Origin of the sequence: Hydrogenophaga sp. SL48, assembly GCF_021729865.1 — a bacterium.
Classification (GTDB): Bacteria; Pseudomonadota; Gammaproteobacteria; order Burkholderiales; family Burkholderiaceae_C; genus Hydrogenophaga.
This window is the reverse complement of record NZ_CP063400.1, coordinates 2,940,373-2,954,013: the sequence shown is the minus strand read 5'-3', so window position 1 is coordinate 2,954,013 and position 13,641 is coordinate 2,940,373. Positions and strand designations below refer to the sequence as shown.

Here is a 13,641-nt window from a genome sequence, read left to right as displayed (position 1 = left end):
GCTCAGTCTCTCAGGTGCTGGCGGTGGAAGCTGGCGATTTTTGCATGGGCCGTTTCGCGCTGGCGCGCATCGAAGCCGGGCACCGGTAGGCCGCCGCGCACCTGCAGGGCCGCCACCTCGCGGGCCACCGATTCCGGCCAGGGCCACAACAAGTCGAAGTGGCCCGCGCCGGGCAGGTCGGCCAGCAGCGTGCAGTGTCTGCAGTTCGCCAGCAGGTGCGCCGAGTGGAAACGCGGAACCAGAACCTCGTCGCGCTGGGCGCTCACCACACCCACCGGCACGCGGATGCGCGCCAGGCTCTCGGGGCTGAAGATGGCGGCCAGCGGGACGGCGAGCGTGATGGACGCGACGCGCGGGTCGGGCCGGGGATCGGCGTTGTCCGGCGTGGGGGTGCGTCCGCCGCGCGGGGTGGTCAGGTCGGCGGGCAGGAAAAAATCGGGCACGTAGCGGGCCCGGTCGTGATTTGCCTGACGCTCGGCGCGCGCCGCGCCGTCCTTCGCGCCCTGATAGCAGAAGGAAGCGTCGTCTTTTGCATGCGCGTTGCAGTGGCGCGCGAGGTTGATCGTGCGCCACTGGCCCCCGGCCAGCGCAATGCCGGTCACGCCACCGGCCGACATGCCGTGCACACCGACGCGCGAGAGGTCGAGCCGCGCGGACCACAGCGGGTCTTTCGCCAGCGCGTCGATCACCTGGCTCACTTCGCGCGGGCGGCGCTCGAACGCCACGGGGCCGGCATCGCGCGTGTCTTTGTAGTTGTCGCCCGCGTGCAGGGGTTGCGCCACCACGAAACCCGCGCGCGCCAGCGTGGCGGCGAGTGCGTGGTCGGCGATGGCGCTGCCGCCCGTGCCGTGAGAGATGACGATGAGCCGCTGGCGCTGGTTCAGCGGCGCCGCGTTGCGCGCGACGTCGATGGTGAAAGCACCGAAGGATTGGGTCCTTGACCCAGCCTGCGTCGGGTAGACCAGCGTCACGGGCAGGGCGCCGACGCGCCACTCGCTCATGCCCACCTGCGCCTGCGCAAGGCCGGCGGCGGCCAGGGGCAGCGTGGCGATGAGGGCTTGCAGGGCCCGGCGGGGCGAGCGCAGGCGGTGGGGGCTCATGGTGCGGCTCCTCGGCGGGGCGTTCAGCGGTGGGCGGCCGTGGCCAGCAGGCGCTCGCGCTCCTTCTGCACCAGATGTTCGCGCAGGGCCGAGCCTTTGCCGATGGCGAACACGCGCAGGCCGTGCATCAGCAGGCCCAGGCCCCAGCCCAGCGCGGGTGCGATGGGCCAGAAGCGGCCTTGGTGGGCGCCCAGCAGGGCCAGGCCGCCGATCACGATGACGTAGACGGTGGCGTGGGTGACCCAGCCCAGCCGCGCGCCAGCGCGTTTCTGGGCGAGGCGTTCCAGCTCGGGGGACAGAGAGAGGGTGGCGGGGATGGCGTTCATGGTGGGCTCCTGGGGTGTTGGACAGCGGGGGTGATCAGGCGGTGGTGCGGGCCTGGGCGAGGCGCCAGAGGGTGAGCGGGCGGGCGGCGAACAGGCCGCTGAATGCGCCGTAGGTGGCGGCCAGGCCGAGGGCGAACCTCGCGTCGTGGCGCAGCCCCGGCTGCATGGCCAGCTCCACGCCCACGCCGTACTTCACGAGGAAGATCGAGAGGATGGTGAGCAGGGGAACCACGCTGCCCGGCAGCTGAAAGCGCCCGGTGGTGGCGTCGTAGCGGGTGCCGGCGCGGGGGGCCCGCAGCGAACCGACGACCAGCATGGCGCTGGCGGCCAGCAGCCACACCGCGAGCGCCAGGCCCGCCGAGGGGCTGGCCGACAGATCGGCGCCGAGGCTGACCGCCGAAAACAACGCCAGGCCCAGCGAAGGCAGCGCGGCGCGGCGCCAGCCGATCTCGCGCTGGCGCAGCTGGATCAGGCCGAGCAGCACCAGACCGGCGAACAAGCCCCAGACCCACACCGGCGTGCGCTGCACGATGCTCAGGGCGGCGGCGGGCTGCTGGAGCAGCAGTTGGATCAGCATGTCGGTTCTCCTGGGCGGTGTCGATGGGGTGGACTGTGCCGACCGTGGGCGGGCCCCGCCACCGGCCTGCGACGGATCGCGGGTTCCCGGGCGCGAAACGCGGCCGTGGGGGTGCGAACGGTGGGTGCCCGGCACGCTTCCTACAATGCACCGGCACGCCAGCGCCCCGAGCCTGGCGCTTTCCGCTTCAGGAGGACCCTTCCATGCACACCGTGAACACCGCTCGCCGGGCCTGGGCCGCCGGCGCCTTTTTTCTCATCGCGCTGACCGGCTGTGGCGTGATGCAGCCCGGGCCGCGCCAGATCGACGTGTCCGAGGCCCAGTTGCAGAGCCGCATCGCCAGCCAGTTCCCCGTCAGACAGCGCCAGCTCGGGCTGTTCGACGTGACGCTGGAGCAGCCGCGCCTGCGCCTGCTGCCCGAAGAAAACCGGGTGGTGACCGAGATGACCTACGCCCTGGGCGTGGCGCTGACCGGGGTGGCACCGGTGAAAGGCCAGCTGGAGCTGAGCTACGGCCTGCGCTACGAGCCCAGCGACAGCACCGTGCGCCTGCACCAGGTGCGGGTCGAGCGCCTGGGGGTGGACGGCCTGTCGGCCGCGCAGGCGGCCCAGGTCAAGAAGATCGGCGGGTTGATGGCCGAAGACTTGCTTAAGGAAGCGGTGGTCCACCGCGTGAAGCCCGAAGACCTGCAGTCGCTGTCGGGTCGCGGCTACAAGCCGGGTGTGCTGAAGGTGGTGCCGGGTGGGCTGCGCTTGCAACTCGATCCTCTGGACATGAAGTGATCCCCCCGCGCCGCGCTTTCAGCGCGTCACCCCCCAGGGGGCGATGCGAGCGGCCCGGCAAAGCCGGGACCAAAGCATCCTGGGCTGGCGCCCCTTCTCCTGTGGCATCGCTTCGATATCGAGGCGTGCTGGGATGAACGTGTTTTTGTTGTCGAGTGGTTTTTTGACGGGAATCTGAAATGGACGTTGTGTTGTTGATCAAGGCCGCCATCATGGGTGTGGTGGAGGGGCTGACCGAGTTTTTGCCGATCTCGTCCACGGGCCACCTGATCCTGGCCGGGAGCCTGCTGGGTTTTCACGACGAGCGGGCGAAGGTGTTCGAGATCGCGATCCAGACCGGCGCGATCTTCGCGGTGATCATCGTGTACTGGCAGCGCCTGCGCGCCACGCTGCTGGGCCTGGCCTCGCAGCCCACGGCGCAGCGCTTCACGCTCAACGTGGTCATCGGCTGCCTGCCCGCCGTGGTGCTGGGCCTGTTGCTCGGCAAAGCGATCAAGGCGCACCTGTTCACGCCGACGGTGGTGGCCACGGCGTTCATCCTGGGGGCGTTCGTCATCCTCTGGGCCGAGCGGCGCCAGCAGGCCAGCGTGCGCGTGCACGACCTGGACGACATGACCCCGATGGACGCGCTGAAGGTGGGACTGGCGCAGTGTTTCGGCCTGATTCCGGGCACCAGCCGCTCGGGCTCCACCATCATCGGCGGCATGCTGTTCGGCCTGTCGCGCAAGGTGGCGACCGACTTCAGCTTCTTCCTGGGCATCCCGATCCTCATCGGGGCCGGCGCCTACAGCCTCTACAAGGCGCGCGACATGCTCTCCATGGCCGATCTGCCGCTGTTTGCGGTGGGCCTGCTGTTCGCGTTTCTCAGCGCCTGGGTCTGCATCCGCTGGTTGCTGCGCTACGTGGCCAGCCACAGCTTCGTGCCGTTCGCCTGGTACCGCATCGCCTTCGGTGCGCTGATCCTGCTGACCGCCCACTTCGGCTGGGTGGACTGGAAAGCTTGACGGAGCCTATTCAACGCCGTCGGGCAGCGTGAAGCAGAAGGTGGCGCCTTGTCCGGGGGTGCCTTCGGCGCGCATGCTGCCGCCGTGCCGCTGCACGATGCGGCGCGCCGTGGCCAGACCGATGCCCAGGCCCGCGAACTCGTGTGGTGGGTGCAGACGCTGGAAGGGCTGGAACAGCTTGCCCGCGCGCGACATGTCAAAGCCCGCGCCGTTGTCGCTCACACAGTAGTGCCGCAACCCGTCCGCGTCCTGCGAGAACACGCGGATGTGCGCATCGGCTGCCTCCGCCGTGTACTTCCAGGCGTTGTGCAGCAGGTTCTGCATGAGGGCTTCGATGAGCGCCGGATCGGCCTGAAGCTGGAGGTCGGGTTCGACCGTCCAGTGAACCTGGCGCCCGGGGTCGGCGGCGGCCAGCTCTTCCAGCTGCCGCGTGGCGACGCCGCTCAGGTTGACCGGAACCCGCTGCACCTCGCCACGCGCGTACTGCGACAGCTTGAGCAGGCCGTCGATCAGTTCACCCATCTTCTTGCTCGCGCCCATGATCCGTTGCAGGTGGCCGCCACTCGCGCCGCCCAGCGACGGGTGGTCCTCCAGCAGGGCCTGGGCGAAGCCGTTGATGATGCGCAGCGGGGAACGCAGGTCGTGGGCCACGGCGTAGGAATAGCTTTCCAGGTCGTCGTAGGCGCCTTTGAGTTCGCGGGTGCGCTCCTGGATGCGCTGTTCGAGCGAGGCGTTGAGGCGCTGGACCTCCAGCTCGGCCAGGGTCCGCTGGGTGATGTCCTGCGTGACCCCGAAGGCGCGCACGGCCCGGCCGTCTGCGTCGCGCTCGAACTCGGCGCGCACGCTGAACCAGCGGTCCTGCCCGTCGATCAGCGCGCGGTACGACGCGTTGTATTCACGATGCCCCTTCAGCGCGAGCACCCACTCGCTCCAGAAGCGCGCCTGGTCGTCCGGGTGCAGCAGGGCCATCAGCTGCTGCCCGGTGAACACGGCGCTGGGCAGACCCAGCCGCAGGTGAGAGCCACCCACCGCATGGAACTTCAGGTTCGTGACGTCGGCCTCCCAGCTGGCAAACCCGGCCAGGGTCTGCGCCTGCCGCATCAGGCGTTCGCTGGTGCGCAGGGCCGCTTCGGTGGCCTTCACGCCGGAGATGTCCTGCACCACCGAGATGAAGTAGTCCGGGCGGCCGTCCGGTTGCCGCATCAGCGCGACCGTGAGCTGGGCCCACACGGTGTGACCGTCCTTGTGGATGTAGCGTTTCTCCATCGAGAAGCTGGTGCGCTGGCCGCTGAGCGTCTGCAGCTGCAGCGCCTTGTCCGGGGCGATGTCGTCCTCGTGGGTGATGGTCTGAAAATCCAGCCGCAGCAGCTCCTCTTCCGTGTAGCCCACCAGCTGGCAGAAGGTCTGGTTCACCCGCGTCAACCGGCCGTCCAGCGCCACATGCGAGATGCCCGCTGCGGCGTGCTCGAAGGTGTCCAGAAAGCGTTGCTGGCTGAGCTTCGCCTCCTGATGCGCCTCGCGCAGCCGCCGGTATTGCGTCTGCATCATCCAGATCGAACCGATCACCACGAGCTGGTTGATCAGGTGCCAGGCATTGAGCCAGAAGGCCTCGACCGGGTCCTTGATGGCCATCGACAGGTAGGGCTCGACCATGAAGAAGTTGACCAGCACCATGCCGATCACGGTGCTGAGCAGCCCGGCGCCGAAGCCGCCATAGAGTGCGGACAGCGCCACCGCCAGCGACGCCGTGATGAAACGGCCGCCCGAGTCGGCCGGCGCCAGGGCGGTGCGCAGCCAGATGGCCAGCAGGGTCAGCATGATCGCCATGCCGTAGCGCCGCCAGGGGCCGCGCCCATGCGGCAACCACTTCGGATCGCTGTGCGGGGCCGTTGGGACCGGGGTGGCGGGAGCGGTCGGGTGGGATGCCATGTACAGGAAGCATCGTACCCGTGCGCGATTCCTTTAGGTTTTCATGGCGCGCAGGCACCGGTCGATGGCGGTCGCGGTGTCCTGCGGGTGTTCCATGGGGAACAGGTGGCTGCCCGGCAGCAGTTGCAGGCGCTCGGGATGTGGGCCCACCAGGCGGTGCGTCATGGCCATGCCGACCTGTTTCATTTCCAGCGACTCGGTGCCACCGAGGAAGGCCACCGGGCAGGTCAGCGGGTGGCGCCGCAGCAGGCGGTCGAGGTTGTGGGGCAGGGTGTTGTAGATCGCGGTTTCCACCTCGCGGTGGAACCCGAGCACGCGACGCAAGCCCTGTGCGGTGGCCTCGTCGTGGGTGCCGTGCGTGATGTAGTCGCGCAGCACCTGCGGGTCCCAGCAGGCAAAGGCCTTTTTCCGCGCGAAATGCTCGTGCGCGGCGTGGGCGTCTGGCCAGGTGTTGCGGCGCTGACGGCTGATTTTGCCGGGCGAGATGGAGCCCACCAGCTGCGTGCGCTTGGCCAGCTCCAGGGCCCGCGCGCGCCAGCCGCCGAGCACCGGCGAATCGATCAGCAGCACGCCTTTGACCGCATGCCCGCCGAGCTGCGGGTGGCGCGCGGCGCACATGATGCTGAGGAAACCACCCAGCGAATGGCCCACCAGCCAGGCGCCCTGACCGTGCGTCTCGATTTCCGGGGCCGCAAAGTCGGCCAGCTGCTGCACCAGGTGGGGCCAGTTGCTGGTGACCGGGTAGGCCGGGTCGTGACCGAACTTCTCCAGCGCCCGCACCGAATAGCCGCGCGCGCGCAGCGACTTGAACAGCACGGCGTAGGTGCTGGCCGGGAAGCTGTTGGCGTGAGAAAAAACAATAAGGGACATCGAGAAAGGTGCTCATTGCCGTTCAACCGGCGCGAAGTGTCCAACCCAGGACACCGCCGGGCCGGCTTCGCCGGACGGCCAGTGTCGCCCCCTGGGGGGGTGACGCCGAAGGCGGCGCGGGGGGTAAATCAGATCATCAGATCAGCTTTTCTTTTGCGTTCGAAATTTTCTTGAGCGGCTGATTGCGCCCCGTGTTGCAGATCAGCGGCACCTCGGTGTGGGCGCCATCCCAGGTCGGGTCTTCGATGCTGTCGAACACCTCGCGCAGCTTCTGACCCCAGGTGCTGTGGACCATGCGGAAATAGGGGTTGTTTTCGTCGATGCAGGTGATCTTGTCGCTCTGCAGCTGGTTGGCCTCATAGACCACCATGTCCAGCGGCAGGCCGACCGAGAGGTTGGACTTGAGCGTGGAGTCCATGGACACCAGCACGCACTTGGCCGCTTCGTCCAGCGGGGTGTCGGGGGTGATCACGCGGTCCAGCACCGGCTTGCCGTACTTGGATTCGCCGACCTGGAAGAACGGCGTCTCGGCCGTGGCTTCGATGAAATTGCCCGCCGAATAGACCTGGAACAGGCGCATGCCCTCGCCCCGGATCTGGCCACCGAAGATCATGGACACATTGAAGTCCACCCCCGCGCGCTGGAGCGATTCACCGTCGCGTTCGTACACATGGCGCACCGCCGCACCCAGCACCCGCGTGGCGTCGAACATGCTCTTGGCGTTCCAGATCGTGATCGGGTCGCCACCTTCATGGTCCAGGATCTGCTCGACCTGCAGGATTTCGCGGATCGACTGCGAAATGGACAGGTTGCCGGCCGAGAGCAGGCACATGAAGCGCTCGCCCGGCATCTCGTAGACGATCATCTTGCGGAAGGTGCTGATCTGGTCCAGGCCCGCGTTGGTGCGCGAGTCGGACAGGAAAACCAGCCCGGCATTGAGTTTGACGGCGACGCAGTAGGTCATGGTTGCAGGCTGAGTTTCTTGAGTTGGTAGAGCTGGTCCAGCGCTTCGCGCGGGGTCAAGGCGTCGGGGTCGATGCCCTGCAGCGCGGTCTGCAGGGGGTGGATCTGGGGTTCGGCGCTCGGTGGCGGCGGGGCAAACAGGTCGACCTGGCTGCGGCTCTGCTCGCTCTGGCTCTCCAGCGCGGCGAGTGCGTGGCGCGCGTGCTGCACCACCGCGGCCGGCACGCCGGCGAGCCTTGCAACTTGTATGCCGTAGCTGCGGCTGGCCGGACCGGGCTCGATTTGGTGCAGGAACACGATGCCGCTCTTGCCACCGCCTTCGACCGCGCTCACGTGCACGTTCACCGCCGCGTGGTGGCCGGCCGGAAACTCGGTGAGTTCGAAGTAGTGGGTGGCGAACAGCGTGAATGCCTTGGCCTTGTCGTGCAGATGCGCGGCGATGCCGCCGGCCAGCGCCAGGCCGTCAAAGGTGGAGGTGCCGCGGCCGATCTCGTCCATCAGCACCAGGCTCTGGGGAGTTGCGGCATTGAGAATCTGCGCCGCTTCGGTCATCTCGACCATGAAGGTCGATTGCGCGTTGGCCAGGTCGTCGGCCGCGCCGATGCGGGTGTGGATGGCGTCGATCGGGCCGAGGCGGCAGGACGTCGCCGGCACGTAGCTGCCCATGCTGGCCAGCAGCACGATCACCGCCACCTGGCGCATGTAGGTGCTCTTGCCGCCCATGTTGGGGCCGGTGATGACCTGCATGCGCTGCTTCGGGCCCATGACCGTGTCGTTGGCGATGAAACTGCCGCCGGTGGTCTCGTTCAGGCGTGCTTCGACCACCGGGTGTCGGCCGCCGCGGATCTCGATGCAGGGCTCAGCGACGAACAACGGAGCGCTCCAGTTGAGCGTGAGCGAACGTTCGGCGAGGGCGCACAGCGCGTCCAGCGCGGCGAGTGCGCGCGCGAGGCGGGTGAGCGTATCAATGTGCGTCTGCAGCTCGTCCAGCAGGTGCTCAAAGAGCCACTTCTCGCGCGCCAGCGCACGCTCCTGCGCGCTGAGTGCCTTGTCTTCAAACGCCTTGAGCTCGGGCGTGATGAAGCGTTCGGCGTTCTTCAGCGTCTGGCGGCGGCGGTAGTCGTCGGGCACCTTGTCCACCTGGCCCTGCGTGACCTCGATGTAGAAGCCGTGCACCTTGTTGAACTGCACGCGCAGGTTGGCGATGCCGGTGCGCGCGCGTTCGCGGGTTTCCAGGTCGATCAGGAAGCCGTCGCAGTTGGTCTGGATGCCGCGCAGTTCGTCCAGATCGGCGTCGAAGCCGTCGTTGATGACGCCGCCGTCGCGCACCAGCGCGGCCGGCTCGGGCAGCAGCGCGGCCACCAGCAGCTCGGCACAGCCGGCGGGCGGTGTGAGGTCGGCGGCGATCTGCAACAACAGCGCAGGTCCGCCCTCAGGCAGGCCGTGTTGCAGGGCCTGGGCGAGTTGTTGGGCGCGACCCAGCGTCTGGCCCAGGCCGACCAGTTCGCGCGGGCGCACCTGACGCAGCGCCGTGCGCGCGGTGATGCGCTCGACGTCGCTGGCGCCCTTGAGCGACTGGCGCAGCGTTTGGCCCAGGCCGCCCCTCAGCAGGGCGATGGCGTCGAGCCGGGCTCGCGCTTCCGAGCGTTCGCGTTTCGGCTCCAGCAGCCAGCTGCGCAGCGCCCGGCTGCCCATGCCGGTCTGGCAGACGTCGAGCAGGGAGAACAGCGTGGGGCTGGTCTCGCCGCGCAGGGTGTGGGTGAGTTCGAGGTTGCGCCGCGTGGTGATCGGCAGGTCGATCAGCTCGTCGCTGCGCGCCACACGCAGGCTTTTCACGTGGCTGAGCGCGCGACCCTGCGTGTGTTCGGCGTAGTCGAGCAGGGCGGCGGCGGCGGCGTGCGCATCGCCCAGGCCCTGCGCGTCCCAGGCGGCCAGGCTGGCGGCGCCGAGCTGTTCGAGCAGCTTGCGTTCGCCCAGCGCGCCGTCGAACGCCCAGGCCGGGCGCAGCACCGCCACGGTGCGCTGGCCGCTGGCCAGCGGCTGGGCGGCGAGCGCCTGCACGTTTTTCTCGAATCCGGGCGTGACCTCGGCGCTGTAGAGCAGCTCTCCGGGCGCGATGCGGGCGATCCAGTCGGCGAGTTCATCGCTCGCGCACTGCGCGAGGAACACGATGCCTTGCGTGACCGACATCCAGGCCAGACCGACGCCGGTGCGCGCCCCCGGGTGCACGGCCATGAGCACCGCTTCGGTCTTGTCGGACAGCAGCTCGCTGTCGGTCAACGTGCCGGGCGTGACCACGCGCACCACCTTGCGCTCTACCGGACCCTTGGCGGTGGCCACGTCGCCCACCTGCTCGCAGATGGCGGCCGATTCGCCGAGCTTGATGAGGCGCGCGAGGTAGTTGTCGATGGAATGGAACGGCACGCCGGCCATCACCACCGGCTCGCCGGCCGACTGGCCGCGCTGCGTGAGCGTGATGTCGAGCAGGCGCGCGGCTTTTTCAGCGTCGCCGAAAAACAGCTCGTAGAAGTCGCCCATGCGGTAGAACACCAGCGTGTGTGGATACCCCGCCTTGATGGCCAGGTACTGCTGCATCATGGGTGTGTGTTTGTCCAGCGGGGCGTTCAAGGCGGGCTCGTGGGGGCGTGAAAGAGACAACCGGCTACTTTATCAGGCTGTTTTTCACGGACCGGCGCCCCCTCTGATGCCCCACAATGGCGCGAACGCCCCCACCAAAGCTTGTATTGCAGCGCATGGTTCCCGCCGACCCCGATCCCGAGACACCACCCAGCGCCAGCTTGCCTTGGGAGCTGGTGTTCAGTGCATCACCCTTGCCGACCAGCCTGAGCCGGGCAAGCGATGGCTGCATGCTCGCGGTCAACGACGCCTGGCTGGATGTGGTGGGACTGACACGGGAGCAGGTGATTGGCCGCACCACGGTGGAGCTGGGGCATTGGCCGAGCGAGGCCGCCCGCCAGCGGTACCTGGAGGGCCTGCGCATGGGCCCGAGTCACCAGATGCTGTGCCTCCATCAAGGCCAGACGCGCCGTGTGCGACTGCAGTCCACCTTGCTGGACGTGGCACCCGAGCCCCTGTTGCTGGTGGTGTTGAGCGAGATCTCGCGCGAACACGAAGCTGAAACGGCTCTGCAGCAGGCCAATCTGGAGCTGCAGCAGCAGGTGGAATTGCACGGCGCCGTTGAAAAGCTCGCCCGGGCGGGGCACTGGACGAACGCCCAGAATGACCAGGAGGTGATCTGGTCGCAGGGGCTGTACGACATCACCGGGGTGGCGCCGAGGCCCACGCTCCAGCGCATCGAAGGGCGCGGGGGCATCCACCCGGACGACCTGCCGGCCTGGCACGCGGCCCGGGAGGCGCGGGACGGGCGGGTGGTTGAGTTCCGCTGGCAGTGCCCGAACGGCGAGCGGCGCTGGATGCGAACGCGCATCAGCCAGACCGCCGTGGCGGGCAATCCGCAGACCGACTTTGGCGTGGTGCAGGACATCACGGCCGAGAAGGAGGCCGGCCAGGCCCTGGCAGGCCAGCTCGAATTCATCCAGAACATCACGGCCCGCGTGCCTGGGGTGCTGTTTCTGGCCCGGGTGCGGCCCGATGGCAGCAGCAGTTTCCTCTACATGAGCCAGGCGGCGGTCGACCTGCTGGAGATGGAGGCCGGGGACCTCAAGCGCGAAGGCAACCTGTTTTTCTCGCGCGTGCATCCCGGGGACAAAAAGGCCTTGATCGTGTCGATGGAGCAGGCGGGCCGTGAGCGCACCTTCTGGCGGGGCGTGTACCGCGTGCTCCTGCCGAGCCGGGGGTTGAGGTGGTACAGCGTGGAGGCGTTGCCACAGTGGGAGGCCGATGGCTCGACGCTCTGGCACGGGTTCACGACCGATGTGACCGAGTCGCGGCTCGCGGCGCAGGCGCTGGAGCGCCAGCACCGCATGCTCGACGCCGTGCGGAAGGCGCAACAGGCGTTCATCGAGGCCGACGACAAACGGCAGGCGTTTGAAGCCCTGCTCTCGGCCTTGCTGTCGGTGACCCACAGCGAATACGGTTTCGTGGGTGAGGTGCTCTACGACGCCCATGGGCAGCCCTACCTGAAGACGCACGCCATCACCAACATCGCCTGGGACGAGCGCACCCGCCGCATGCACGACGAGCAGGTCGATACCGGTCTGGAGTTTCGCAACACCCGGACCCTGTTCGGCCACGCCCTGCTCACCGGCGAGACGGTGATCTCCAACGACCCGCGCAGCGATCCGCGCGCGGGTGGCCGCCCGTCCGGACACCCCGGCATGTCGGCTTTTCTGGGGGTGCCGCTGGCGGTGGGCGACCAGCTCGTGGCCATGATCGGCCTGGCCAACCAGCCCGGCGGTTACAGCGAGGCCGACGTCGAATTCCTGCAGCCGCTGCTGGGCGCGGTGCGGCAGCTGGTGCTGGCCTGGCGCGGTCACGCCGAGCGCCAGCGTGCGCGCGAGCAGTTCCAGGCCACCAGTGCCTTGCTGGCCGAAAAGAGCGCGGCGCTGCAGGCGACCTTTGACAGCATGAGCCAGGGGCTGACCATGGTGGACGCCGATGGCCGGGTGCGGTTCTACAACCGCCGCATGCTGGAGCTGCTGGACCTGCCCGAGGCCCTGCTGGCTTCCCAGCCGCGGATCAGCGAACTGGCCGCGTTTCAGGCCGAGCGGGGCGATTTCGGCAGCGACTTCCAGCTGCTGGACCGGGCACTGCGCCCTTTCGTGGGGCTGGAGCCGCGGTTGATGCCCCCCGAAACCTATCTGCGTCGCACGCGCCAGGGGGCGGTGCTCGAAATCTTCTCGCGGGCCTTGCCCGGGGGAGGCATGGTGCGCACCTACACCGACGTCACGTCCTATGTGCAGGCCGAAGAGGCCCTGCGCGACGAACGCCAGCGCCTGCAGTGGGTGCTGGAGGCGACACGCCCGGGCATCTGGGAGACCAATGTCCAGACCGGAGCGATGGAGATCAACGATCGCTGGGCCGAGATGCTGGGCTACACCGTGGCCGAGTTGCTGCCCACCACCTTCGACACCTGGCGCCGCCTGGTGCACCCGCAGGACCTGGAGCGGGCCGAGCGCGTGCTGCACCGGCACTGGGGCGATGAACAGCCGTATTACGAGTGCGACATCCGCATGCGCCACAAGAACGGCCAATGGATCTGGATCAACGACCGCGGTCGTGTGCACCGGCGTGGCACCAACGGCGAGGTGCTGTACATGTCGGGCACCCATCTGGACATCAACGAACGCGTGGCGGCCCAGGAACAGGTGCGGGCCCTCAATGCCAGCCTGGAGCGGCGCGTCGCCGAACGCACCGCCGAGCTGGAGCGCTCCATGAAGGACATGGAAGCCATCTCGTATTCGATCGCCCACGACCTGCGAGCACCGCTGCGCTCGGTGAACGGCTTTGCCGCGCTGGTGGCCGAGATGGACGGTGACCGCCTGAGCCCCGAGGGCCGGCAGATGTTCGAGCGCATCACCCACTCGTCGCGCAACATGGGTCAGATGATTTCAGACATGCTCGAGCTGCTGCGCGTGGTGCGCGTGGAGATCGGTGCGGTGCCGGTGGACATGAACGCCCTGGCACGTTCGGTGACGGAAGCCCTCGCGCCGGCCGTTCCGCACGCACAGATCCGTGCGCTGCCCCTGCCCGCGGTGCTCGGAGACGCGGCGCTGCTGCGGCAGGTGCTGGTCAACCTGGTGGACAACGCGCTCAAGTACTCCCGTCACCGCGCCGACCCCTGTCTGGAGCTGGGCTTCGATGCCGAGCGTTCGGCGTTTTACCTGCGCGACAACGGCATGGGCTTCAACATGGCCCATGCCAACAAGCTGTTTGGCCTGTTCCAGCGCCTGCACACGGGCGCGGACGCGCCCGGCGGCACGGGCGTGGGGCTGGCGATCGTGGCGCGCTCCCTGGAGCGCCACGGCGGGCGCATCTGGGCCGAATCCACCACGGGGCAGGGCGCCACTTTCTGGTGGACGCTGCCCCTGGCCTGAAGTGAAGCACCCCCGCCGCGCTGGGCGCACCCCCCTCAAAGGGGTGGCACTGGCCGACCGGCAAAGCCGCCCC

General features: G+C 68.4%; 10 protein-coding genes. 3 read left to right on the top strand and 7 right to left on the bottom strand.

Annotated features, from left to right (window positions below; genetic code table 11):
• Positions 1-2 precede the first annotated feature (2 nt).
• Genes IM738_RS13945 through IM738_RS13935 form a run of 3 tightly spaced genes read right to left on the bottom strand, consistent with a single transcriptional unit; the run spans position 3 to position 2,003 of the window.
• Positions 3-1,100 (bottom strand): alpha/beta hydrolase family protein, encoded by a 1,098-nt coding sequence (locus IM738_RS13945; protein WP_236961399.1) that lies wholly within the window; start codon positions 1,098-1,100, stop codon positions 3-5.
• 23 nt (positions 1,101-1,123) lie between these two features.
• Positions 1,124-1,426, bottom strand: a complete 303-nt coding sequence (locus IM738_RS13940; RefSeq protein WP_236961398.1) for a 2TM domain-containing protein — start codon at positions 1,424-1,426, stop codon at positions 1,124-1,126.
• 34 nt (positions 1,427-1,460) lie between these two features.
• Positions 1,461-2,003, bottom strand: a complete 543-nt coding sequence (locus IM738_RS13935; RefSeq protein WP_236961397.1) for a DUF6622 family protein — start codon at positions 2,001-2,003, stop codon at positions 1,461-1,463.
• A 203-nt stretch (positions 2,004-2,206) separates the two neighbouring features.
• Here IM738_RS13935 and IM738_RS13930 point away from each other — a divergent pair, with 203 nt between their 5' ends.
• Both IM738_RS13930 and IM738_RS13925 read left to right on the top strand, forming a co-directional pair.
• Entirely contained in the window at positions 2,207-2,785 is a 579-nt protein-coding gene (locus IM738_RS13930) for a DUF1439 domain-containing protein (RefSeq protein ID WP_236961396.1), read from the top strand.
• 179 nt (positions 2,786-2,964) lie between these two features.
• Positions 2,965-3,789: an undecaprenyl-diphosphate phosphatase gene (locus tag IM738_RS13925; RefSeq protein ID WP_236961395.1), complete on the top strand. Its 825-nt coding sequence runs from the start codon at positions 2,965-2,967 to the stop codon at positions 3,787-3,789.
• 6 nt (positions 3,790-3,795) lie between these two features.
• Here the strand turns inward: IM738_RS13925 and IM738_RS13920 are convergent, their stop codons facing one another.
• The 4 genes from IM738_RS13920 to mutS form a co-directional block, all read right to left on the bottom strand.
• On the bottom strand, positions 3,796-5,718 hold the full coding sequence (locus tag IM738_RS13920; RefSeq protein WP_236961394.1) for a PAS domain S-box protein: 1,923 nt from the start codon (positions 5,716-5,718) through the stop codon (positions 3,796-3,798).
• 33 nt (positions 5,719-5,751) lie between these two features.
• Entirely contained in the window at positions 5,752-6,588 is an 837-nt protein-coding gene (locus IM738_RS13915; protein ID WP_236961393.1) for an alpha/beta fold hydrolase, read from the bottom strand.
• Between the two features lie 136 nt (positions 6,589-6,724).
• Positions 6,725-7,552 (bottom strand): proteasome-type protease, encoded by an 828-nt coding sequence (locus IM738_RS13910; RefSeq protein ID WP_236961391.1) that lies wholly within the window; start codon positions 7,550-7,552, stop codon positions 6,725-6,727.
• The gene (mutS, locus tag IM738_RS13905; protein WP_236966319.1) at positions 7,549-10,149 is read right to left on the bottom strand and encodes a DNA mismatch repair protein MutS; all 2,601 of its coding nucleotides are present in this window, start codon (positions 10,147-10,149) and stop codon (positions 7,549-7,551) included. The genes IM738_RS13910 and mutS overlap by 4 nt, the downstream gene beginning before the upstream one ends.
• A gap of 155 nt (positions 10,150-10,304) precedes the next feature.
• Between mutS and IM738_RS13900 the strand changes: the two genes are divergently transcribed.
• Positions 10,305-13,568 carry a PAS domain-containing protein gene (locus IM738_RS13900; RefSeq protein WP_236961389.1) on the top strand — a complete coding sequence of 1,088 codons (3,264 nt, stop codon included), beginning with the start codon at positions 10,305-10,307 and terminating at the stop codon, positions 13,566-13,568.
• Positions 13,569-13,641 lie beyond the last annotated feature (73 nt).

Excerpts from the sequence above, each read along its gene's own strand:
- IM738_RS13945 (WP_236961399.1), bottom strand. The coding sequence starts at position 1,100 with ATGAGCCCCCACCGCCTGCGCTCGCCCCGCCGGGCCCTGCAAGCCCTC.
- IM738_RS13940 (WP_236961398.1), bottom strand. The coding sequence starts at position 1,426 with ATGAACGCCATCCCCGCCACCCTCTCTCTGTCCCCCGAGCTGGAACGC.
- IM738_RS13935 (WP_236961397.1), bottom strand. The coding sequence starts at position 2,003 with ATGCTGATCCAACTGCTGCTCCAGCAGCCCGCCGCCGCCCTGAGCATC.
- IM738_RS13930 (WP_236961396.1), top strand. The coding sequence starts at position 2,207 with ATGCACACCGTGAACACCGCTCGCCGGGCCTGGGCCGCCGGCGCCTTT.
- IM738_RS13925 (WP_236961395.1), top strand. The coding sequence starts at position 2,965 with ATGGACGTTGTGTTGTTGATCAAGGCCGCCATCATGGGTGTGGTGGAG.
- IM738_RS13920 (WP_236961394.1), bottom strand. The coding sequence starts at position 5,718 with ATGGCATCCCACCCGACCGCTCCCGCCACCCCGGTCCCAACGGCCCCG.
- IM738_RS13915 (WP_236961393.1), bottom strand. The coding sequence starts at position 6,588 with ATGTCCCTTATTGTTTTTTCTCACGCCAACAGCTTCCCGGCCAGCACC.
- IM738_RS13910 (WP_236961391.1), bottom strand. The coding sequence starts at position 7,552 with ATGACCTACTGCGTCGCCGTCAAACTCAATGCCGGGCTGGTTTTCCTG.
- mutS (WP_236966319.1), bottom strand. The coding sequence starts at position 10,149 with ATGATGCAGCAGTACCTGGCCATCAAGGCGGGGTATCCACACACGCTG.
- IM738_RS13900 (WP_236961389.1), top strand. The coding sequence starts at position 10,305 with ATGGTTCCCGCCGACCCCGATCCCGAGACACCACCCAGCGCCAGCTTG.